Origin of the sequence: Bacillus sp. ISL-4, assembly GCF_018613275.1 — a bacterium.
In the GTDB taxonomy this organism is placed as follows: domain Bacteria; phylum Bacillota; class Bacilli; order Bacillales; family DSM-1321; genus Peribacillus; species Peribacillus simplex_E.
In genome coordinates, this window is the sequence record NZ_JAGGQN010000069.1 from 1 (window position 1) to 23,300 (window position 23,300).

Below are 23,300 nucleotides of genomic sequence, written 5' to 3' on the forward strand. Positions count from 1 at the left end.
ATTACAGGAATGCTGCCCCGTTATTCCATAAAGAAAAAGCTGCCTTAAAGACTGCTCTGGTCTACAGCTAACGTACCTTAGTACAATCAGTTTCCATAGGTTCTCTATAAAGTTTAACGATGAAACAATCTTTGCAACTATCTTTAATCCCAGTACAGGTCAATGATAATTCTTTAGTACCGTTAAATTCTCTAAAACTAATTTCTTGATTAACATTACTGTCCTGCTTTGAACAATAGGTAACTACCCGTTTTAAATATCCCACTAGCCACCAAACCCTTTTCATTACCCCATTTTTTCCTCTGTAAACATTTACTACCCCATTATTCTTACATTAAAACTTTATTTCAACCATCATTTCATCACGCAAATAAGCTGATAATTAACGTTCTACAGGAATGCTAACCTGCCCCGTTAGTTTAAGTAGAAACCTTCACATTCTAAATAGGGTAAACTTTATTGGTAGAAATATGGACTGATCGGTAAAAAACGATCAGTCCATAAAAAATTTTCTTATTCCACTACTTCCAGATTATTGAAATCGCACATTTTTTTCTTCCAGAAAAGCGCCCTGTTATTACAGAAACGCCTTTTTCTATATAGAGATAAGATGTTACAGTTCACTTTCATGGTTCTTAAATGTTTTCCCATCATGGTAATAAAGTTCAGAACCTAAATGAACATTGTCGCTTTCTTTCAATTGACGAATAAGTTCTTCACTTTTTGTTTTATTCATTTCTTTATACCAGGTTCCTTGTGGATATAGAACAGCGATCGGACCATACTTGCATTGGCCGTTACATAAAGTTTTTGTTGTGTGAATCTCCTTTTGCAGCTCTAAGTTTTTCAATTCTCCTCTAATGGTCTCAGTTACTTCTTCTGCTCCATTTTTCGTGCATGTTTTCCCGTTGCAAATTAATAGATGTTTGCTAATCCCATCTAAGTTCATAAAAATCCCCCTTTGTTTTTCCTTTTTATTTGACCTCTATAACAAATGGATAGCTATTGACTTTACCATCAAATTTAAATTCTCCCCACACTTTGTAGATCCCAGGCTTATCAAATTTTGTTTCAAATTGTGTCTTTTCTTCTGATGTAGGGTGCACATGAACAAATTTCTCACCCTTATCATCCAAAATAACAACATGGCCTAAAGCCCCCAGATAGGGCTCTGGAGTAATCCCTTTCGTATCAAAGCTTAACGTCACATCTTTGTTTAATCCTAGCTCTGTAGTTGTTAATTCAACTGTTTTTTCATTGATTGTTTTTGTTAAGTTTGTATCAACCTTTAGTGAGTTTTTCACATGTTCACCATGACCTTTACCCACCTGCAGTTCTACCGAACTAACCTGATAGGCAAGGTTTTTTGGTTTAATATCGACAAACACTTTATAAGAGTTTTCAGGTAGGTCGAATTTCTGAGTATATATGCCATTTCCTTTTTTCTCAGGATGTAGATGGTAATAATCTTCTAAGTCGGCACTTACAATAATTAAATGCATAATCTTTTCATGTGATATTTCTAATTTAGGTGAATTTTGATCTTTATCCTTCACATCAATGGTAATTAAACCTTCTTCATATTTTACGTTTGTGACCACTTCACTTTCTGAATGAGCTACATGATTTGAATGCCCTGAATCCTTACCATCACTTTTTTTGCTCGTATGATTATCGTTATGTGCTTGCTCATTAATAGATTCTTTTTCCTCGTTACCATTTGTTTTTACCGCATGGGTATCCGTGTGATCGTTATTACTGTTCAAGCTTGCATATATGGAATAACCGCCAATTACTAATCCAAGATACACAATGGCTGAAATCGCCCAGGTCAACATGTTTTTTTGTCTCATGAAAAAACCCTCTCTTTTAAATAGATAGATTATCCTTTTAACTTAATCCTTTGTAATCTGAGTGCGTTTAAAACAACTGAAACTGAACTAAATGCCATTGCTACTCCTGCCAGCCATGGTGCCAGAAATCCTAGTGCTGCAATTGGAACTCCTATAGCATTATAAGCAAATGCCCAAAATAAATTTTGCTTGATATTTCGAATCGTCATTTTACTCATAAAGATGGCATCGGCAATACTATTTAAGTCTCCTCTGATTAAGGTAATATCAGCAGCTTCCATTGCTACATCAGTACCAGTACCGATGGCCATGCCAATATCTGCAGTAGCTAACGCTGGTGCATCGTTAATTCCATCACCGACCATCGCCACTATCTTTCCAGCTTTTTGAAGCTTTTTAACTTCCTCTGCCTTTCCTTCTGGCAAGACTTCTGCTATAACATGGTCAATTCCGACTTCATTTGCAATCGCTTGAGCTGTCTGCTTGTTATCCCCTGTAATCATAACAACCTGAAGACCCATATTTTTTAGCCTTTCAATCGCTTTTTGAGAAGTATTCTTAATTGTATCTGCAACTGCAATCACTCCAGCAAATTGATGATCAATTGCGACTAGCATTGCGGTCTTACCTTGCTTTTCTAAGTTTTCCATCTTAGGTAATATGTTCCCAAAATCAATGTTATTTTTCTCCATAAGTCGGCGCGTTCCGATAAGCAAGGATTTGCTTTCAACTTTAGATTCGATTCCAAAGCCAGGAATGGCTTCGAAATGTTCAGAGCTGCCTAGTGCAATACCTTTTTCTTTAATGCCCTCAACAATTGCCTCAGCTAACGGATGTTCAGAATTTCTTTCTGCAGCACCGACTAACTTTAAAAATTCCTTTTCTTCAAATCCATTTGAAAGAATAACATCTGTAAGTGTTGGTTTTCCATTTGTTACAGTTCCCGTTTTATCAAGGATCACTGTATCCAATCGATGGGTCGTTTCAAGATGCTCCCCGCCTTTAAACAAAATCCCATATTCAGCTGCTCGACCTGACCCTGCCATAATGGACGTAGGAGTAGCTAGGCCTAGAGCACATGGACATGCGATAACTAATACGGCAATTAACTTTTCAAGAGCTACTGCAAACTCTCCCGGACTTACAACAAAGTACCACACCAAAAACGTAATAATCGCTATACCCACTACAATAGGGACAAATATTCCTGAGATGACATCGGCTAAGCGTTGAATAGGCGCTTTTGTTCCTTGTGCTTCTTCGACTACTTTGATAATTTGAGCTAAGGCGGTATCCTTTCCTACCTTTGTTGCCTTAACCCTCAGAAACCCGTTTTTGTTAATGGTTGAGCCAATTACTAAATCTCCTACTGTTTTATCAACAGGAATACTTTCACCTGTAATCATTGACTCATCTAGGGCAGATCTCCCTTCAAATATTTCTCCGTCTACAGGTACCTTTTCACCTGGTTTAACATAAACGATATCTCCAGCTATTACCTCTTCGATAGGTAAATTCATTTCTTGACCGTCTCTTAAAACAGTGGCTGTTTTGGCTTGCAAACCCATAAGCTTTTTAATGGCTTCCGAAGAACGTCCCTTTGCTTTTGCTTCAAATAACTTACCTAATATAATGAGAGTAATTAACACTGCACTTGTTTCAAAATATAATTCAACCATGTGAGCATCGGACCCTATTGACAGAATGCTTAAGTAAACACTATAGAAATAAGCTGCAGAGGTTCCAAGTGCAACTAAAACATCCATGTTTGCACTTTTATTCCTTAATGCTTTAAAGGCGCCTACGTAAAACTGACCTCCAACTAAAAATTGAACAGGAGTCGCAAGTGCGAGTTGCACCCATGGATTCATGAACATCTCTGGTAGCCAAATAAAAGATGTAAATTCAAAATGACTGACCATCGCCCAAAGTAAAGGGATGGACAAAATAGAAGAGAATATGAATTTTCCTGTTTGTTTCTCAATTTCTTTCTGTCTATGATCAACCTTTTCGCCTGTAGTTTCTTGCTTATGTTCTAAACGATAACCCAATTTCTTTATGGCATCCTTCATATCTGGGACCGAAACTTCATCAGGATTATATTCTACAAGGGTTGATTCTAAAGCGAAATTTACAGTTGCATTTTGTACTCCATCCAACTTGTTTAAACGTTTTTCAATCCTGTTAGCACATGCTGCGCATGTCATACCAGATATATCAAATTCAGCTTTTTCACTAACCAATTTAAACCCTAAGGATTCAACTTTATCTTTAAGTTGGTTAACACTTGATTTGGATGGATCAAAAGTTACTTTTGTTTTTTCTAAAGCAAAATTCACACTTGCATCTTCTACTCCATCAATTTTTTTGAGACCTTTTTCTATTCTCACTGCACAGGCAGCACACGTCATGCCAGCTATTTGAAGTGTTGTTTCTTTTTTATCGCTCATCTCATTACACTCCTATCACCACATACTACAGTGGGGTATATTTTTTAGGGAAGAAAACGTGCCGGGGCGAGACAGCACGTTTTTTCAATTCCTTAGTGACAACTTTGATCTTTAGGTAATTTACTCAGCTCTACATCATAACCTTGGTCCTCTATAATGTCAGTAATCCCCTTTAAAGAAACTACTTTCGAATCAAATGATACATCTACTTTTTCTTCATTTAAGTGAACCTTTACAAAATGAACTCCATTCATTTTTCCTACGTTCCCTTCAATTGAATTAATACAATGCCCACATGACATTCCTTTCACTGCTAATATTACATTCTCCATTCTTTTGTCCTCCTTAATTTATGTTAGATGATCTATTTTAATAATATAAACCATACCCTGGTATAGTATATGAATTTCAGAAAGAAATCGTGCTTTAATCAGCACGTTCTTTATTCATGTTATTGTACATCATAACCCTGGTCGTCAATTGTTTCCTTAATAGAATCAAGGGTTACTTCATTTGAATTAAATTCCACTTCAACAGTTCCTGAATCCAAGTTTACTTTCACAGAGTTAACTCCATATAATTTCCCTACACTACCTTCAATCCCTTTAATGCAATGTCCACAAGACATACCCTTAACATTTAAAGTATTTTTTTCCATAATAACTCAAACTCCTTCTATTTTTTCATTAATTTTTGAAATGTAACCAGTACCTCATCTAAAACCTCTGTATCTCCCTCTTGAATTCTTTCAAGAACACAGCTTTTCAAATGACCCTCCAGTAAAATTCGGGCAACACTATTTAAAGCTGATTGGGTCGCAGCTATTTGTGTAATTACATCGTCACAGTACGTATCTTTTTCAATTAACCCTTTTATTCCTCGGATTTGTCCTTCAACTCGATTTAATCTTGTTACTAAATTATTTTTCACATTATCTGAATGGTGACTTTTCCTTTCACTTTCTGATGAGCAACATGAATCGATTTCAACAATATTATCAAGACTATCTGAATTCATTGACAATTTTTCTCAACTCCTTTAACGAAATAATACTATACCCCTCTATGGTATGTAAAGCCCTTTTTATTTATACTTAAAAAATAGTTATTGGACATAGTATTTTTTATAACTCTTGGATGATTCCCTATGGATAAGGAAAGGATTAGATCCATTCCCACCCTTTTTGCTTCAATATATCGTTCTTAAGGATCTTTGTTCAATGATTCGGTGTGGAATTTCAGTGTCTCTCCTCAAGCAAAACTTGAACGATTTGAAGAAGGAATGGTGACCATCGCTTACCCATGGGTGGAAGGTGATCCACATACCATTAAATTAATCACAGAGAATGGGATTATCACGGAAGGTGAAGTTGCAGTTGCTACGCTTACTCCAGAAACCAACTGGAGCAATGTTTTGAACTACGGCTTAATAGGCTTTTACGTTGGGATTGTCCCGATTACTTTAGGTTTATTGTGGTATCCATTTATGAAACGTTTCTCACGAAAGTGGATTAATTCAATCCTTGCCCTTACCGTAGGACTGCTTTTATTTTTATTTGTTGGGACTCTAGCTGATGGATTTGAAATTGGTGCAGAAGCTCCTTCTGTATTCCAGGGCAATATGGTTGTCATTATTGGAGCTTCCTTAACCTTCTTATTATTGATCAGCTTTATCAGTTTCAACAAAGAAAGCAAGAAAAGAAAGGATATTCTCCTTATGGTCTGGCTTTGTTGGTTTAAAGACGAAAAAAGCTGTTAACAAGAATCGTTAATAGCTTCCCTAGTTCATATCATTTAGTTATCTCTCGCGCTTCATTATAGAACAGCTCTCAACACTATAACAATCATTCGAAAAATGGATAAAACCTGTCCTTGTGGAAATAACTATTAGTTTTTATTTATTTCAATAGTCTTTCCCCTAGACCGTACACTTACAAATACAAAAGAAAAGATTAATGAAAGAAAAAGTACAACTCCTAGAATTTCAAAATCAAGCTCCGCCCAAGGATTAAAAAATGTGAAGGCTTGATAAAAGGACACTCCGTATGCTAGAACGACAATCATCCATCCCATTACTCTTGAAGCTGATTGTCCGAGCTTGTTAGTTTGATTAATCATTCGATACACAACCAATGAATCAATCGTATCGGTAATCATTATCCCTAACATAAAAACAAGTCCCAAAACCAAAGGCATGTACTCACCCGAATTACCGGCCGCAAGGGACCAAATAGCTGTTTGACTTACAGTCTCAGCAGCTAGAGCAAATAAAGCCCCCACTAAAATAATGAGAAAAGGATTAGTTGTTCCCTTCGCAATTTTCGAAATGAATTTCCCCTTTATCCCACACAGTTGAAACTCATCATTATTAGCTTTTGTACGTAGAAGATTATAGATATTCATTGTTCCTATTAAAAATAGAGAAGTGATTGAGACCCATAATGCAAATTGATTAAAATAAGCAGGAAATGTAAAGTCGTTCATTACCATCCCAAGAATTACAGCTATAATCGCGACTACCCCTCCATGACCAAAAGCAAACAATGTCCCTACCCACCGGGCCACTGGACTGCCCATTCTCCAATTATATCGGGTTTGTCCATCGATAAAGGCTAAATGATCCGCATCTAACCCATGACGAAGACCTAATACAAAAACAAAAAATATAAGTGACAGATTTTCCATACATAATATCCTCCTAGTCGTATGAATACAATTAACACTAAATAACCCTCAACCTTTGACAGATTGAGGGCTTTATGGGTACGTGTAAATAGACGACAAATTGGCAGAATATAATTGTCGCTTCATTTTCGTACACCACTCCTTTCCGCGAAGAGTTCGGTGTGCAATCTAGGTAGGTCTCCTGGCTTTTAGATCATCGCACTCTATCGTCTTCCCCAACTATATCGTTGAGTGACATAAATGATAGAGAACTCCTTAATTACAGTGGCGGGACCGCTCGGGACTTACACCCGATTCCCTATTACCCCTCGTTTTTACAAGGGCACCTAGTTTGCTTACAATATAATATTTTAACTCATTATACTAGTTATCCTTAGAATTTAACATCATATTTTTTAAGGTAAAGAATCCTGTTCAATGAAAATAGGTGAAGAATATAAAAAAATCTTTTCTGCATACTTTCTTGAAAAACATTTGCTAAAATAAGGCATCGATTCTTGAAAGGAGATATTCATGTACGACTTCCTAAATAAAATTAGCCAATTTTTCTCTGATCCTATCTTACAATTGACGAATAGTTCAATGGCCTTTCCCCTTATAGGAGCCTTACTATTAGGTATCCTCGGTTCCTTAGCACCATGTCAGATTACTGGAAATTTCACTTCTATAGCCTATTTCGGAAATAAGGCAGTGGGGAAGAAAACCCCTTGGGTGGAAATATCCTTATTCATCCTGGGAAAACTAGTGGTATATTCCCTCTTTGGAGTTTTGATTTGGTTATTAGGAAGAGAGTTTCAATCTACCCTAACCACTTATTTAGCGTATTTTCGCAAAAGTATTGGATTATTAAACATAATCGTTGGCCTTCTTCTATTAGGTTATTTAAAATTCATTTGGGTTTCGCATTTTTTTAAGTGGAGGGGATTCCAACATTCAAACGGGAAATTAGGAGCCCTTTTATTAGGCATAAGCTACTCTGTCGCCTTTTGTCCAACCATGTTTGTCCTATTTTTTGTACAACTTATGCCTTTGGTATTATCGACTACATACGGTTTTGCCTTGATACCCATTTTTGGGATTGGGACTGCTTTACCCCTCCTTATCATTCTATTATTAATTTGGAGTTTTGGCGCAGAAGGATCCTTAATAAAAAAAGGGAAGAAGTTTGGCAATACCGTTCAAAAATGTGCAGGAGTGGTCATCATCATCATAGGACTTCTCGATATCGTCACCTATTGGTAGATTACTATAAAAAACAACAAGGCCAGTCTCTTTTATAAAAGAACTGGCCGTTATCTTTTTATAACATTCTTTTCGCTCCTAAATATCTTTTTTCCCAATAACTATTATCCATGGAGGAAATACCTACACCAGATGAGGAGCTGTGTATAAATTGATTATCCCCGATATAAATACCCGCATGTGAGGCACCAGGTTTATAGGTTTCAAAAAAGACCAGATCCCCAACTTGGGGTTTGGACACCTTTGTCCCCTTTTTATATATTTCGGATACCGTTCTTGGCAAAGTGATATCTGTACTTTTTTCGAAAACGTATTTTAGATATCCGCTGCAATCAAAACCTTTTGGCGTACTCCCGCCCCAAACATACGGTACATTCATATATTTTTTTGCTTCCTTCACTAACGCTGTAGATTTATTGGTTGAACCCACATTAGCTGGTTTGGCAGTCTGCTTTTTTACGCCCAATGCTTTATATGTATTCGGACCTACAATACCGTCAGCTTTCAAGCCTTTGCTTTTTTGAAATTTCACTACTGAACTTTTAGTAATTGTCCCAAAATATGTAGTTGTATCTGTATTAAAATACCCTTTTTTCTTTAAATTCTCTTGTAATTGTTTTACATCTGTATGAGTCATACCGCTTTTTAACGTCCGATCACCTAATGCAGCATTACTAACCAATGGATTTGAAAGCAACAAACCAGTCACAACACCGGTTACAACAAATGAAGATATAATTTTTTTCATTTACTATTTTCCCCCGATAAAATCTCTTTTTTATAATTTTATCATCCTTAAGTGACATACATATTTACCTGAATTTACATTATCATTACAAATTTATGCAGAATGTGTGCATAAATGACAAAATAACTATAATAGCCCAAACTTCTTCCAAAAAACGATATGACTATAGTGCACCCTAAAATTAATTACAATTTTTATGTAAACTCCATAATTTCTACATATTTTGTTGTTATGTTTCTTGTAGTTCCTTAAAGGTTTTCAAGGAACTGAGACGAAAATAACAATAGGTAGGTGGATTTTATGTGCGGTTTTGTCGGATGTGTTCATAATGAGCCTAAAGCCAAACATTCAGATATAAGGGAAAAATTGAAAAAGATGAATAACATCATTACCCATAGAGGCCCGGATGATGAGGGATATTTTTTCGATGAATTTGTGAATTTTGGCTTTAGAAGATTAAGCATCCTCGATATAGAAAATGGTAATCAGCCCCTTTCATATGAAAATGAAAGATACTGGATTATTTTTAATGGGGAAATTTATAATTATATTGAGCTAAGGAAGGGATTAATCGATAAAGGCCACGAATTTACGACAGATTCTGATACAGAAGTCATTATAGCCCTCTATAGTAGTATAAAAGAGCAATCTGTTCGTAAACTGCGTGGGATGTTCGCTTTTGTCATTTGGGACAAAGTAGAAGAAAAACTTTTTGGCGCAAGGGATCACTTTGGGATAAAACCCTTTTTCTATTGCGAGAAAGATGAAACTACTTACTTTGCGTCCGAGAAAAAAAGTATACTTACGGTAATCAGTGAAGAGTTAGACGCACATTCATTACAACATTATCTCAGTTTTCAATATGTACCAGAACCTGGAACGCTTACTAAATCAATTAAAAAGCTACCACCTGGACATTTCTTCACTAAAAAGCCAGGGGGAAAAATGGACATTAATAAATACTGGAAACCGAATTTCCAACCCTCAAATACGGAAGATTCCAAGTTAATCAAAGAAGTACAGGATACCTTGATAGACTCAGTAAACGTACATATGAGGAGTGATGTTCCAGTTGGTTCCTTCTTATCTGGAGGAATCGATTCTTCATTTATCGTTTCTATAGCGAAACAGATTAACCCTAATATCAAAACCTTTTCCGTAGGTTTTGAAAGAGAAGGATATAGCGAAATAAACGTTGCAGAAGAAACGGCCAATGCTCTAAATGTAGAAAATATTAGTTATGTTATAAGTCCTGAAGAGTTTCTTGTTGAGCTACCAAAAATCATTTGGCATATGGATGACCCTTTAGCAGACCCTGCTGCTGTGCCTTTGTACTTTGTCGCGAGGGAAGCGAGGAAACAAGTCAAGGTTGCCTTGTCCGGTGAAGGTGCAGATGAATTATTCGGCGGTTATAACATATACAGGGGAACCTCAATCCCTTCGCATGTTTTCCTATATCCCGTCTCCAGTAAAACATGTTTTAATAGCCCTCTCCTCAGCACTACCAGATGGAGTAAAAGGAAAGAGCTTTATAGAACGGGGGGTTACACCCTTAGAAGAACGGTATATCGGAAACGCAAATATGTTCGATGAAAAAGAGAAAAAACTTTTGCTTGTGAATTATCTAAACAATTTGGAGAATGAAAAAGTGACGGGTTCAATCTATTCAAGTTCTTTAGATTATGACGTTATTACAAAAATGCAAAATATTGATATTCATACTTGGCTAAAGGGAGACATTTTATTAAAAGCCGATAAAATGTCCATGGCAAACTCTCTAGAAGTGAGAGTACCCTTTTTGGACAAACATGTCTTTAATATCGCATCAAAAGTTAGCAGCAATCAAAAAGTACGAAATGGCACGACTAAATATATCCTTCGTAAAGCTGCAGAAGGTATAGTACCAGAGCATGTATGGAGCAGAAAGAAACTTGGTTTCCCTGTCCCCATCCGCCATTGGTTGAAATCAGAACTTTACGATTGGGCCATTCAGTTAATCCATAATAGCCCTACTGATTATATTTTTAACAAACAGGAAATCTTAAAACTATTAGACAATCATGTTCAGGTTAGAATCGACAATAGCCGTAAACTATGGACTATTTTAATCTTTATGGTATGGCATCAAATTTATGTAGAACATTTATATGAATTTGAACCATCAAGACAAAAGATTGGGCAATTAGCAACGAACTGATCATTCATTAATAAAAGTAATCGCCTGTTTCCCATTTGCATCCATGCATCTATGAAATCTTGCATGGGTGCCTTTTTATTCTTTTCGCCAGTTAATAGATCATTAAAGTAAATTTAATCATTATCATACCCGGTAATGACCACTGAATGCTCCCGATAAGAAATGCTTACTTCACCTTTTGGCGTATCCCAGGTTTTAAAATCCCTCGGAGGCAAAAGCTTGTACCTTGTATTTATAATTACCCAAACTGGAATATCATAAAAAATAGAACTGAAATTATGTTTGTCCCCCTTTATTATAAAATCCGCGATTATTCTATTATGGATGAAAGGGATTCCTGCATGTCTGGACTCAAAATTTAAGCACTCTTTATTATTATGAAATGGGTTGGATGGCATGTGGTTCTGTCATAGTATCTGGAGTGCATAGTTAAAGAAAGCATTCAAAAGCCAATTTTCAGGTCCATTTACCCTCTTTTATACATCAATATAAATGTTTAACATAGCATAAAAAAAGACTAAACGGTTTGTTTAGCCCTACACATTACTTCTATACTTCTATTGGAAGGGTAATGATAAATTCAGTCCCTTGTCCAATTGCACTATTAACTTCAATCGTCCCTCCCAATACGTTGACCAACTCCCTAACGATAGCTAGTCCAAGACCAGTCCCTCCCATTTGCCTAGATCGAGATTTTTCTACTCGATAAAACCGCTCGAAAATAAAGGGCAAATCATTTGGAGGTATCCCTATTCCTGTGTCTTTGATAGTAATAATGACGAAATCCTTATTTGCACTGGAAATAATAACAATTCCCCCATGATTTGTGTATCTTATAGAATTTTCGATAAGGTTAGTTAGGATTTGTTCTAATCTCATCCCATCAGATAAAATCATTTTCAAATGTTTCCCGGGTTCATATTTCAAAGCAACATTTTTCTTATTTCCGCTCAGTTTGGACCTGTTCAGTACCCCTTCAATTAATTCCTCGACATCAATCCATTCTTTATATAATTCAATCTTGTTTTCTTCCATTTTTGACAGTTCAAACAAATCATTAATGAGAAGTGTCAGTCTCGAGGCTTCATTCTCTATAATAGATAGGTACTCTTCCTTTTCCTGGTCATTATTGTATAGATTTTTTCTTATCACCGAAGCATATCCAGATAAATAAGATATAGGGGTTCTAAGCTCATGAGAAATATTTGCTAAAAATTCACTTCTTTCTATTCGTCCGATATTCCTTTAGTTCTATGGCAAGGTCATTAATGGCTTGAGCGAGAGATCCAATTTCATCGTTAGACGATTTTTTTATATTTATATTAAGATCGCCTTTTGAGATCCGCCTTGTTATCTTTTCCATATCAATAAGAGGCTTTGATAGCTTCTTGGATACAAAGAAAGTAAAACCTGCAGCAAGCAATAATGCACTTAAAATGGCAATAACAAGGTAAGTCCTTAATTTATGAATCGAATCATGAATGGAATCTAAGGAGGAGAATACAAAAACTCCACCTTCAACATTTTCATTTATTATAATTGGGCGTCCGGATAAAAAATAAAAATTTTTAGTTTTTGGATCCACATAATCCTGGTGAATTTTATTCGTTTTTTTAATCTTAGACAACAAGTCAGGGTTAAAACGCGTCCCTTTTTTATAAAGGTTGGAGGTTGTAAGTACCTTACCAGCTTTATCGACGATCACTAATTCAGTTTTCGTATGATTCGCCATTTTTTCGTATATTCCCAATTCATTTTGATCATCGAGATATGTTATGGAGTTTGTCAGGTCTAAAGAAACTTCATCAATATATTCATGTGTTTGACCATAATAGAAACCGAAAAATATTCTATCTATTACATAGCCTAAGGGCACTAAAATACACATAAATAAAATCATTATAGTAATGCCTAACTTACTACCTATACTATTAATTTTGATGTTCTTCATGGCTTGCCCATATCCTCAAATTTATAGCCGATTCCCCAAACTGTCTTTATCGGGTTTGATTTGCACTGAGTATCCCTTAACTTCACTCTTATGTTCTTAATGTGAGTATCCACTGTTCGAAATTCACGCTCATCATGTATTCCCCATATTTTGTCCAGCAATAATTCACGAGTAAAAATTTGGGTCGAATTACTAGCCAATAGCCACAATAAATCAAACTCCTTTGGAGTGAATTCCACTATTTCACCCTCTATTTTTACTCTCCTGCTTTCATAATGGATTTCTAAACCACTTGAAATTATTACTTGCTCTTTTGGTTCAATAGTTTGTTTTACTATGGACCTTCGGATTAATGCATGAACACGGGCTGCCAATTCCTCAAATGCAAAAGGTTTAACTAGATAATCATCGGCCCCTATCTCTAATCCACGAACTTTATCTTTCAATTCATTCCGCGCTGTTAGCATTAAAATCGGTATATTATATTTTTCTCTAATAATTTCACACATTTCCCAACCACTTATATACGGCATCATAATATCTAAGATAATTAATTCAAATGATTGCTTATCTAGGTATTTCAAAGCCTCATGGCCATTGTTCGAAACGATAATATTATAATTATTAGATAAATGTATCTTTATTAGATTTAACATATTCCATTCATCATCAACAACTAATACATTTCTTTTCATTCTAATGACCCTCCAAAGGAATATTTCGTTTTTAGCAGAAAGGAAATTAATTATACAGGTCAAAGTTCATTTTTTAACATCCTTCTAAAAGGTTCATAATAGTTTCCCTATAATTCATTTACAAGTGACTTCCTTAATTAAAAATGGATACCCATTCGATTATATAAAATATTCATGCAGAAAATATGGAGATTTAGTAATATCATTAGGCAATATTATTGAGATAATTTACATTAGAATAAAGGACTAAATTTGTTTATAAAAAAACATCGAATAACCCCAAAGGTACTATCTTATAAAAAATTCGTTCAAAAAACTAAACGTTTTTTTCACCTTTAGGAAATTACATCTCTTTCTCCAAAGCTAAGGTGCCCATTTTTTAAAGCAAGATATTAATCGGATTTATGTTAGGAAATCGTATTCACAGTTCCATTTACTTTCTCTTACGTTGTAATTCAATCTTTTTATAAACTAATAAAGAACCAAACAGTTCCCCATATTAATCCGGATAAATAATAAAAGAAGGGAGAATAGCGTCAATCTCCCCGGTCTTCCTGAACATTTCTTAATTTATTTTAAAAGCCGCATATGAACTAGCGATGTCATAAGCGAAAATCTTTTGTGATTAGATTCTTGGAGTTACTCTTCAATGCTTAAAAAACCTTAAAATAACCTCAAGTAAAAAGAGCTTATTCCTTTAAGGAATATGCTCTTTTTATGGTTAAAACATATGTTCATTTTTCTCAAACATTATTTTCCCGGTGATAATTCACTTTCTGTTACCCATTTATGATTTTTAACTTCTTCTCCACCTGTAGTCGGCATGTAATCAACCATATACACAGTCGTTGCTTTTGCTGATTCAATTACAGCTGTGGCGCCATCCATCCCTTTCATATGAGCTGCATCTACTGTAACTTCCATTCCAGGTTTTAACGGTTTGTCACCAGCATCTTTAATCTCTTCCTGGATAACCCATTTATGATTTTCCACTTTTTCTCCACCAGTTGTCGGAGTATACGAAATAGCATAGGCCGTCGTATCATAGGCACCCACAATCGTTGCTTTGGCACCCTTCATACCTTCCATGTGATCTGTTTCGAGAATGGCTTGACTTCCAACTTCATAGGTTGGATTCTTTGCTTCTTTCAAACCTTCAGGAACTTCTTCTGAGCTAGAATGGTCCATATTACCATGATCCATGCCTTCCATGTTCTCTTTGTTTTCTGCTTTCTCTGTGCTTTCTTTGTTTTCATCATTCGCGTTAGAGCAGGCACCCAGTACTAAGAAAAGGGATGCAAATAACGATAAGATGATGGACATTTTCATTCTTTTTTTCAACATGTAAAAGATTCCTCCTTTGGCTTTAGTCAATATCATACCAATAATATGTGCAGAAATTGTGGAGCACGCTCATGAAAAAGATAAACTGAGCATCTTACTCTGTTTCCCCGTTGGATAGGATTTTATTCCACTTCTTCTCCAGCCCTTTGCTAACAAACACATCATTATTAGTGGTTACCATCATCATTTCGCCTTCTTTCAATGGGTTAACCTCTAGGTAAATCGGTATGTTTTCCTTATCCAAAGAAGGGGCAACTAATGAAGTATCCTTTTTATCATTCAAACTTATTTCATGAAGGCTCACTTTGTCATTTTCAAGCATGGAATAGACCATGGAATCTTCCTTAAAGGCTAATGAAGTCACCAGCGAAGTTGTCGGGATTAGTGAAAAGTCCTTTCCATAGTTTTCAGATAAAAAATCTCCTTCCTCTCCATAAATGGCAATCATGTTATCCTTTGATGGATGGATATCAAGGCCCCCAATAGCGGTAGAAGTCATCCCGTTGAGCTCTAATTGTGTCCAGTCTTCCCCTTTATTTTTGGAATAAAAAAAGCCTGGTCCTATTTTAGAATTTTTAGCTTCATTATATGTATAAACGGTACCGGTTTCATAACTGGCCCCTAAGTAATGAAAGTCTGTTTCTCCATAGAAAGCAAGCTTTTCCATATTTTCCCCTTTGTCCGCACTTTTCACAAGACCTAAAGGATTTTTCAAATCAGAACCCTCTTCTGGGTGCCCGCTTGAATAAAAACCGTCTTTTATTGTTTGGAATCCCATGTAATCATGGTTGTTACGTGATGTTTTGTACCAGGCCCCATCCCTATATTCGAATGGCCCTCCATGGGTTGCTATAACTGGGGTTCCCTCTTCACTCCAGTATCCTGCTCCATGAATATGCTCAATTTTTTCATTCTCTGCTTTAACAAAATACTCCTTTTGCTCATCAATTGAGCAAGCCGCTAAAAGTAACGTCATAGATGTGATAGAAAATAAGCCCCATTTTAATTGTTTCAATGAAATTCCTCCTGTCTTATTTGTTCTGCTTTACAAGATTTTCGCTATTCCTTTGGTACCCACTTATATCCAACTCCCCAAACTGTTGAAAGGTACAGATCTACAGGAAATTTTGCCTGTCTTAATTTATCTCGGATATTACGGACATGGGAGTCTATCGTCCTATCCTCGGTAAAAGCTTTATTCTCCCAAATGCTTTCCAGTAAATGCGCCCGAGAAAAGACTTTATTTGGGTTTTTCAATAATATCCCCAGTAAGGAAAACTCCTTTGGAGTGAGTTGAATCTGCTGTTTTTCATACGTCAATTCATGAGATTCCTCATCCCACTTCAATCCCTTGAAATGAACTGCCTTCGGGTCTTTATCATCCATTCTTCTAAAAAGTGCATCTATTCTAGCCAGTAATTCCCCCTCATCAAATGGTTTTGTTACATAATCGTCTGCCCCTAATTGGAAACCCTTAACTACATCTGATTTTTCATTTCGGGCCGTCAGCATAATAATGGGTACTTTAGAGAATTCTCTAATTTTGGCGCAAGCACTCCAACCATCCATTTCCGGCATCATCACATCTAATAAAATTAAATCGGCATATAAATTTTTCATATGAACAACGGCTTCATGTCCGGAGTTCACCTTGATGCAGTGATAAACGGGAGATAAGTATATATTCAACAAATCAAGCATTCTTGCTTCATCATCTACAAGCAATAAGGTTTTCATTACGGCAACTCCTTTAACGAAATATAAAAGGCTGTCCCTTTTCCTTGTTCACTTTTTATCTCTATCGTACCATCGTGTGCTTCTATTAGTTCTTTGACGATGGATAGTCCAAGTCCTGACCCTCCAGTGTCCCTAGATCTAGATTTATCCACTCGATAAAAACGATCAAAGATATAAGAAAGGTCCTCTTTAGGAATCCCATAGCCCTCATCTTTTATAATCAGCAATACCATTCCATTTTCACTTTTTACAGATATACTTGTTTTCGTATTGGGATCTGAATATTTGATCGCATTATCTAATAAATTAAAAATTACCTGTTCAAATCTCATAGGATCTATTATGACATTTACATTTTTTTTGCATTCAACGACAAGTTCCATTTCTTTTTCCTTAAAAGCAGGTAGCATCTTCTCATATATAGAGTGTAAAAAGGAACCAAAGCTCTACTTCCATGCGATTTATGACAAAGGTATTTTTGTCTAACTTAGCCAAATCAAATAAATCTTTTATCATATCAGACAATTTTTTTGTTTCCTCAAAAATAATGCTAAGATACTGATCACGGATGGTTTCGTCTATATCTTTTCTCCTTGATACATCCGCATATCCCTTAATATAGGTAAGGGGTGTTCTTAACTCATGAGAAATGCTGGCCAAAAACTCATTTCTTTTCTTTTAGGTGTTTTAAGTCCTCGGCAAGAATTTTTATGGATCTGGATAGCTCTCCCAGCTCATCATCACCCATGTCAGGGAGATTGACAGAGAAGTCACCCTTGCTAAGCTTTTCAGTAGCCCGCTTCATCCTGATCAGAGGCGTCGTCAAAGCTTTAGATAAAAATAGGATCGTTATGGCCATTAAAGAAAGAATCATGATGGCACCTGCAATAAAATGATGGTTCAGTCTTGAAATTAAACTTTGAATCTGATCCGTACTCCGGAACATGTACACATACCCTTTTTGATTTTGGTTAATTTTAAAAGGAGTAACCGTGGAAATATACTTTTCACTTTTCCACCTGTTTTCCAGTGTCTCTCCATCACGTGGTACTTGCCCTATTTCTTTGGTTAAAATTTTTTGCTCTTCATTATCTAATTTCGAGGATGTAATAATAATGTTTTGATTTTGATCCGTGATAATGACCTCTGTATCAGCTTTTGCTTCCATTACAGCAATGTGATGTAATGTTTCCTCTTTATAGGAATTTTCAAGCACGTCCCGATGACTATTGCCTCTTGCCTGAAGTGCAGCTAATTCTTCTTCTATTCTGGAATCTACAATGCTTGTATGGAGAAAAAAGAACAAAAATATTTCAAGAATAAGCATGGCACCTAAGAACCAGAGCCCGAATTTCAGGGATATTTTATTCAAATTAATCACCGCTTTTTCGAATTACTGTCACCATCATAATGAAAAAATATCAAAAAAATGTGCAGTTTTTAAGGAGTTTTTGATATTTCGTTAAAATAATAGTTGAACTGGGTAGAATATGAGTGTTGATCACAAAATACTTAGGAGGTTTTATTATGAATACCACATATGAGGATTGTATTAGAGCATGTCTTGAATGCATGGAGGCCTGCAACACTTGTTATAATGCATGCCTAAAGGAAGAAGATCTAAAAATGATGGCTTCTTGTATTAGATTAGATAGGGAATGTGCTGATATTTGCGTATTAGCAGCTAAAGCCATGCAGTCCAACAGCCCCTTTGCCCATCAGATTTGTCAGCTTTGCGCCGACATTTGTGAAGAATGTGGAAACGAATGCAAAAAGCACGATCATGATCATTGTCAAAAATGCGCGGAAGTATGCTTCAGATGTGCAGAAGCATGCCGTAAAATGGCCGTTTAATGAAGGATGAACTATAATAACTTACGGTTGGCCCCAGAAAACACATTTCCAAAACTTTAATTTGGAGATGGGTTTTTCTATTTACCCTCCTTTTAATAAATACGAAATGGTTCTACTTATTAAATTAATTGTCCCATGTTTTTTATCTAGTAAATATAGGATCGTTTCTTTATCGGTTGCAAGATACTTCATTTAGCTATATAACTTTAATTTCCCCAATCATTCCCGCTTCCTTATGTCCAGGAATCGTACAATAAAATATATAGTTTCCCGCAGGCAGGGAGTTTATTTTTGCTGAAACAGACTCTCCTGCTTTAGCATATATATGAAAGTTACCCTCTCTATGGAAATTTTCTGCATTATTATTTTTATAAAACTCATCACGACTAACAATATTTATATCATGCTCGTCTTTCCCATCATTTTTCAATGTAAATTCATACTCTTCCCCTTGGTTAATAGATATATTTCCTGGCTCATATCTAAAATCTATCGCTTTGATCTCTAAGGCAAAAGGGATTACTTATGTTTGCTTTTGGTACAATTTCCTGGCTGTGTTGATGTTGCTCGTTTCCGATATCCTTTTCCATAATTGGTCCAGTAAAGTTTAATAAATAGATTGAGAAGATCAAAAATCCACCAGAAAATAAGGGATTCTTCAATAACTTGACCATCATGTTGGTTTCTTTTTCTCTCATTTCAGACAAAAGGAGATAAATCAAAAGTAGATGGACACTGATAAAGAGAATAAATAAAATCTTTAATAGCTGTTCAATATTTTCAGAGGGGAGCATTTCCCCAAGCATGGCCCCCATCATTCCTCCCATTAGACCGGACAATACACCATCTGTTACAGCTAAAATTCCGAAAGGCAGTCCCGTTATAAATCCAATAAGTATTCCTAAAAGAATTCCCCATACCGTAGATGGAAATAAATCTCCTGAATGATATATGGCAATGATGGTACCACCAACGATTCCAGTAACCATTCCTGTAGCCATAGAGACCATCATACCCGACATTAGTCTTATTTGTTTGTTCAAAACCGCTCCCAACATGAAGATGCCTACCAACAATCCTACTGAAACGATTAATATCCAAAGCAGGGAATGAGACAAGAGGATTCCTACCTAAAAAGTAAGTTTGTACATACCTATGAAACTAACCAAAAAAAAGACTTATAAAAGGCAGATATAACTTAGGTTGTAAATGTAAATATCATTATAACCTTAATAAAGACTGCAAACTTTCTTCACATTTATTTCTTTGATTTCTTTTTAGGGTTTTTAATAAAGGTACATGGTTTTATCCATTAATCCAAAAGACAAATTAAATACCTGAAGAAGATCATTCCCTGTACTGTGCACATTGTGCAAGAGAAGGTCATGATTAACTGTCTAGGGTTAAAATGAATGTAATAATGATTAGGAAAGGTACAAGAATGGAAGAATTATTCTTTTATTGGTTTTCACAGTCGGGACCTTTTTCAATTTTTGTGAGTATTATCCTTAATATTGTTATAAGTATATTCGGAGTAATACCCAGTGTTTTTTTAACAGCTAGTAATATTACTTTTTTTGGATTTGAAACAGGGATATTCATTTCCTATATTGGCGAGTGCGTAGGTGCCGGTCTTAGCTTTCTCTTATATAGAAAAGGAATTCAATATGTGAAACATCCCATTCCTGCGAATTCAAAATACCTCAATAAACTCATGCGGTCAAAAGGAAAAGAGGCATTTATATTAGTTGTATCACTTCTACTATTTCCTTTTATGCCATCGGGATTGATCAATCTCGGGGCAGCCTTAAGTCAAATCAGCATACTTTACTTTACCTTGGCAAGTGCTGTAGGAAAAATTCCAGCAATGCTACTAGAAGGTTACTCGGTTAAAGAAGTGTTATCCTGGGAAGCTGAAGGGAAAGTTTCGTTATTTATAGCTTCATTGTTGATTTTGGTGATCTATTGGTTGATAAAAAGAAAGCAAAAAGGCGTTTAGGTTTTTTCCTATTAAAAAAAGAGGCAGATTCGTAAATCAGCCTCTCTTCAAAGTACTTATCAATAATAATCCCACAAAGAATTGACAAGGATGGATTCAATTTTCCTCTACAATAACAGGTCTCCTATTCAGGCATCCTGTATTCTTTAGGGGCATAGCCCTTTCTCCTTGAATTATCTTAATGATTACGGAACCTAAAATCAGTACCAGGGACATGAGTTGTGCCATTCAGATTACATCAAATAGCATTAGCGAGTCGGTACGCATTCCTTCTATAAAATCCTTCCAAAGGAATACCAAATTAGATAAGACACAAACATTTCCCACTGACGGATATTGCTAAAGAAAGTAAAAGTAAAAACCCTGCTTAATTCCATAGTGACTCATATTAAAAATTAGGATGATGATAAATCCCATCGATATACAAAATCTAGAAGCATAAAGTTCTCTAAGAATCCCTTGCCTTCAACTCCTCCGAATGCTTCCTATTTTATTTAACCTCATTTTCGACTAGTCTTTGAAATTTTTCTTCAAATATTTTTTCTCCAGAAAAACCCATTATTTGATCAACAATAATTCCATCTTTATTGATAAATAAGGTAGTTGGAATAGCTTGGATATGATACTTATTAGACACAGCATCATCAACATCAAGTAAAACTGGAAATTTAAATCCATAGGTTTCAGCAAATTTCCGAACACCATCTATAGAGTCGCCAGATGTGATGTTAACAGCATAAATATCTACCTTATTCCCGTATCTTTCGTTTAATTTTACTAACTCCGGGGCTTCTATTTTACATGGGCTACACCATGAGGCCCAAAAATTAATCACCAAAGGTTTAGATACATCGGATGTAGAGTATATTTTTCCGTCTAACGCCTTTAGTGTAAAACTAGGCCTCTTGAAATTTATTTGGGGAGCCTCTTCCATCTTATTTTCTGCGGAAGTGGTTAGGCTATTTTCCTTATTGATTGTAGTAACAAAAGTCCATAATAAAGCAAATAATAATATACCGCTTAGTAATTTTTTCACAATACTCCCCTCCAGATCTAATAGCAAAAGAATAGATTTTTATTTTATTGCCCATCTGTACTTTCCTTGTCAGAGTCACAAACATTCTAAATTGCTTTAGTAAAGCAGGCTATCAAAACAATAAATACGGACCACATAATAAAAAAAACCACAGATGAAATCCTTTCCTTTTTCCTGGTTTTTCTTTTGCTGCAGCACCCCTTCTTACATCCTCCATTTCTTATTATGAATTCTTGAGGCTATTTTACACGTTAAATTTGCAGATTTTATGAAAAAAACCAAGGCGCCCATAATTACCTGAGTGAGTAATTCATTATTGTATGGAAGATGCCAATAAAACACTTTTTACAACCACTAATTACTTGATATTCCCCCTCCCCTTTTTCCACCAAATGATCATTTATATAAGCTTAATAACGAAAAAAGCCTGGATATCATCCAAGCTTTTTTTGGTTGGTATCTACCCCTATAATTTAATGGTATTACTTCTTCGTAAGCCTTGTGTAAATTAAATAAATTCTATTTTTAACTCTAGAATTTGAATATCTTCGTGACAGGAATCACAGGACAAATTTTTTCACTTACCCAAGTGCTACATCCAATATCATCATTATTGTAAACCCTATCATTAAGCACATAGATTCGAAATCTTTATTTCCGTTCTCATGAGAGCCTGGAATAACCTCTTCAACGACTACAAAGATCATGGCACCGGCCGCAAAACTTAATGCAAAGGGAGAAGTGGTTCAATTAGAGTAACTGCCATAACCCCAACCACTGCGGCTATAGGTTCAACCATTCCTGAGAACTGCCCAAATAAGAAGCTTTTTCGACGGGACATTCCCTCTCTGCGCAAAGGCATTGAAACAGCAACACCCTCTGGAAAGTTTTGAATACCTATTCCAATCGCTAAAGCAATGGCACCAGACAAAGAAGCAGACGGAAATCCCGTTGCTACAGCTCCAAATCAAATGCAACCCCCACCGCAAAACCTTCTGGTATGTTGTGTAATGTAATGGCCAACACAAGAAGAGTGCTCCGTCGCTTTCTTTTGAGATGTAACCCCTCTGCATCTTCCAATGATGAATTGGAATGCAAGTGAGGAACAATCTTATCAACTCCCCATAAAAAAACGCCACCCAGTAAAAATTCTATAGCTGCAGGTTCCACACTGGTAAAGTACCACTCTTTTCCATAGAAAGGGCCGGTGATAGTAACGACCAAAAGCTTGCTGCAATCATAACACCACCAGCAAAACCTAACATCCCATCAAATAGCTTTAGGTTCATCGTTTTTGTTGTGAATACTAAAGCAGCACCGAGTGCCGTCATGCCCCATGTGAACAGGGTTCCAATTAATGCCTGAGTTACCGGATTTAACGTTGAGAAATAATCAACCACTTAAGTTCAGCACCTTCCAACTAAATTTCAGAAGATAAAGTTTATAAACTCGAGGAAAATCATTAAGTAAAGTAGCCCCTTTTCGTCTTTATTGGAGTTAGTATAGTTTC

21 protein-coding genes, 3 pseudogenes and 1 riboswitch are annotated in these 23,300 nt (G+C 35.8%); of the genes and pseudogenes, 5 read left to right on the plus strand and 19 right to left on the minus strand.

What is annotated here, in order from left to right:
• Positions 1–613: 613 nt before the first annotated feature.
• The 6 genes from J7J00_RS26240 to J7J00_RS26265 all read right to left on the minus strand — a co-directional run bounded on the left by J7J00_RS26240 (position 614) and on the right by J7J00_RS26265 (position 5,320).
• Positions 614–949: a (2Fe-2S) ferredoxin domain-containing protein gene (locus J7J00_RS26240; protein ID WP_214795929.1), complete on the minus strand. Its 336-nt coding sequence runs from the start codon at positions 947–949 to the stop codon at positions 614–616.
• A 25-nt stretch (positions 950–974) separates the two neighbouring features.
• A complete protein-coding gene (locus J7J00_RS26245; protein WP_214795931.1) occupies positions 975–1,853 on the minus strand; it encodes a hypothetical protein in 879 nt (292 codons plus the stop codon).
• Positions 1,854–1,882: 29 nt separating this feature from the next.
• Positions 1,883–4,303 carry a heavy metal translocating P-type ATPase gene (locus J7J00_RS26250; RefSeq protein WP_214795933.1) on the minus strand — a complete coding sequence of 807 codons (2,421 nt, stop codon included), beginning with the start codon at positions 4,301–4,303 and terminating at the stop codon, positions 1,883–1,885.
• Between the two features lie 92 nt (positions 4,304–4,395).
• Positions 4,396–4,635 (minus strand): copper chaperone CopZ, encoded by a 240-nt coding sequence (gene copZ, locus J7J00_RS26255; RefSeq protein WP_214795935.1) that lies wholly within the window; start codon positions 4,633–4,635, stop codon positions 4,396–4,398.
• 119 nt (positions 4,636–4,754) lie between these two features.
• Entirely contained in the window at positions 4,755–4,961 is a 207-nt protein-coding gene (copZ, locus tag J7J00_RS26260) for a copper chaperone CopZ (RefSeq protein ID WP_214795937.1), read from the minus strand.
• Between the two features lie 17 nt (positions 4,962–4,978).
• Positions 4,979–5,320, minus strand: coding sequence for a metal-sensitive transcriptional regulator (locus J7J00_RS26265; protein ID WP_214795965.1), 342 nt, complete (start codon positions 5,318–5,320; stop codon positions 4,979–4,981).
• A gap of 195 nt (positions 5,321–5,515) precedes the next feature.
• Here J7J00_RS26265 and J7J00_RS26270 point away from each other — a divergent pair, with 195 nt between their 5' ends.
• The gene (locus tag J7J00_RS26270) at positions 5,516–6,061 is read left to right on the plus strand and encodes a ZIP family metal transporter (RefSeq protein ID WP_286201594.1); all 546 of its coding nucleotides are present in this window, start codon (positions 5,516–5,518) and stop codon (positions 6,059–6,061) included.
• A gap of 128 nt (positions 6,062–6,189) precedes the next feature.
• On the opposite strand, the gene J7J00_RS26275 is transcribed toward J7J00_RS26270, so the two are convergent.
• A complete protein-coding gene (locus tag J7J00_RS26275) occupies positions 6,190–6,987 on the minus strand; it encodes a HoxN/HupN/NixA family nickel/cobalt transporter (protein ID WP_214795939.1) in 798 nt (265 codons plus the stop codon).
• Between the two features lie 154 nt (positions 6,988–7,141).
• Positions 7,142–7,332, minus strand: a riboswitch (cobalamin riboswitch).
• A gap of 168 nt (positions 7,333–7,500) precedes the next feature.
• Between J7J00_RS26275 and J7J00_RS26280 the strand changes: the two genes are divergently transcribed.
• Positions 7,501–8,229, plus strand: a complete 729-nt coding sequence (locus tag J7J00_RS26280) for an urease accessory protein UreH domain-containing protein (RefSeq protein ID WP_214795941.1) — start codon at positions 7,501–7,503, stop codon at positions 8,227–8,229.
• 58 nt (positions 8,230–8,287) lie between these two features.
• Here J7J00_RS26280 and J7J00_RS26285 read toward each other — a convergent pair whose 3' ends face one another.
• Positions 8,288–8,977, minus strand: a complete 690-nt coding sequence (locus J7J00_RS26285; protein WP_214795943.1) for a C40 family peptidase — start codon at positions 8,975–8,977, stop codon at positions 8,288–8,290.
• A gap of 300 nt (positions 8,978–9,277) precedes the next feature.
• On the opposite strand from J7J00_RS26285, the pseudogene asnB reads away from it, so the two are divergent.
• Positions 9,278–11,174, plus strand: a pseudogene (asnB, locus tag J7J00_RS26290) (asparagine synthase (glutamine-hydrolyzing)).
• Between the two features lie 549 nt (positions 11,175–11,723).
• On the opposite strand, the gene J7J00_RS28730 reads toward asnB, so the two are convergent.
• The 7 genes and pseudogenes from J7J00_RS28730 to J7J00_RS29080 all read right to left on the minus strand — a co-directional run bounded on the left by J7J00_RS28730 (position 11,724) and on the right by J7J00_RS29080 (position 18,273).
• Complete coding sequence (locus J7J00_RS28730) at positions 11,724–12,413, minus strand: sensor histidine kinase (protein WP_309487255.1); 690 nt, start codon at positions 12,411–12,413, stop codon at positions 11,724–11,726.
• Positions 12,391–13,125 (minus strand): HAMP domain-containing protein, encoded by a 735-nt coding sequence (locus J7J00_RS26300; protein ID WP_214795947.1) that lies wholly within the window; start codon positions 13,123–13,125, stop codon positions 12,391–12,393. Before J7J00_RS26300 ends, J7J00_RS28730 begins: the two co-directional genes overlap by 23 nt.
• Positions 13,122–13,820 carry a response regulator transcription factor gene (locus J7J00_RS26305; protein ID WP_214795949.1) on the minus strand — a complete coding sequence of 233 codons (699 nt, stop codon included), beginning with the start codon at positions 13,818–13,820 and terminating at the stop codon, positions 13,122–13,124. The genes J7J00_RS26300 and J7J00_RS26305 overlap by 4 nt, the downstream gene beginning before the upstream one ends.
• 750 nt (positions 13,821–14,570) lie before the next feature.
• A complete protein-coding gene (locus tag J7J00_RS26310; protein WP_214795951.1) occupies positions 14,571–15,164 on the minus strand; it encodes a YdhK family protein in 594 nt (197 codons plus the stop codon).
• A gap of 94 nt (positions 15,165–15,258) precedes the next feature.
• The gene (locus tag J7J00_RS26315; protein ID WP_214795953.1) at positions 15,259–16,179 is read right to left on the minus strand and encodes a F510_1955 family glycosylhydrolase; all 921 of its coding nucleotides are present in this window, start codon (positions 16,177–16,179) and stop codon (positions 15,259–15,261) included.
• A gap of 44 nt (positions 16,180–16,223) precedes the next feature.
• Positions 16,224–16,901: a response regulator transcription factor gene (locus tag J7J00_RS26320; protein ID WP_214795955.1), complete on the minus strand. Its 678-nt coding sequence runs from the start codon at positions 16,899–16,901 to the stop codon at positions 16,224–16,226.
• Positions 16,901–18,273, minus strand: a pseudogene (locus J7J00_RS29080) (sensor histidine kinase). The gene J7J00_RS26320 and the pseudogene J7J00_RS29080 overlap by 1 nt, the downstream one beginning before the upstream one ends.
• Before the next feature lie 155 nt (positions 18,274–18,428).
• Between J7J00_RS29080 and J7J00_RS26330 the strand changes: the two are divergent.
• Entirely contained in the window at positions 18,429–18,755 is a 327-nt protein-coding gene (locus J7J00_RS26330) for a four-helix bundle copper-binding protein (protein WP_214795957.1), read from the plus strand.
• A gap of 196 nt (positions 18,756–18,951) precedes the next feature.
• On the opposite strand, the gene J7J00_RS26335 is transcribed toward J7J00_RS26330, so the two are convergent.
• Together J7J00_RS26335 and J7J00_RS26340 are read right to left on the minus strand one after the other, a co-directional pair.
• Positions 18,952–19,275, minus strand: a complete 324-nt coding sequence (locus tag J7J00_RS26335; protein WP_214795967.1) for a plastocyanin/azurin family copper-binding protein — start codon at positions 19,273–19,275, stop codon at positions 18,952–18,954.
• Complete coding sequence (locus J7J00_RS26340; protein ID WP_214795959.1) at positions 19,238–19,873, minus strand: hypothetical protein; 636 nt, start codon at positions 19,871–19,873, stop codon at positions 19,238–19,240. The genes J7J00_RS26335 and J7J00_RS26340 overlap by 38 nt, the downstream gene beginning before the upstream one ends.
• A gap of 323 nt (positions 19,874–20,196) precedes the next feature.
• Here J7J00_RS26340 and J7J00_RS26345 point away from each other — a divergent pair, with 323 nt between their 5' ends.
• Positions 20,197–20,754 (plus strand): TVP38/TMEM64 family protein, encoded by a 558-nt coding sequence (locus tag J7J00_RS26345; protein WP_214795961.1) that lies wholly within the window; start codon positions 20,197–20,199, stop codon positions 20,752–20,754.
• 490 nt (positions 20,755–21,244) lie between these two features.
• Here J7J00_RS26345 and J7J00_RS26350 read toward each other — a convergent pair whose 3' ends face one another.
• Positions 21,245–21,790: a TlpA family protein disulfide reductase gene (locus tag J7J00_RS26350; RefSeq protein WP_214795963.1), complete on the minus strand. Its 546-nt coding sequence runs from the start codon at positions 21,788–21,790 to the stop codon at positions 21,245–21,247.
• Positions 21,791–22,371: 581 nt separating this feature from the next.
• Positions 22,372–23,190: pseudogene (locus J7J00_RS26355) on the minus strand (ZIP family metal transporter).
• Positions 23,191–23,300: the final 110 nt, after the last annotated feature.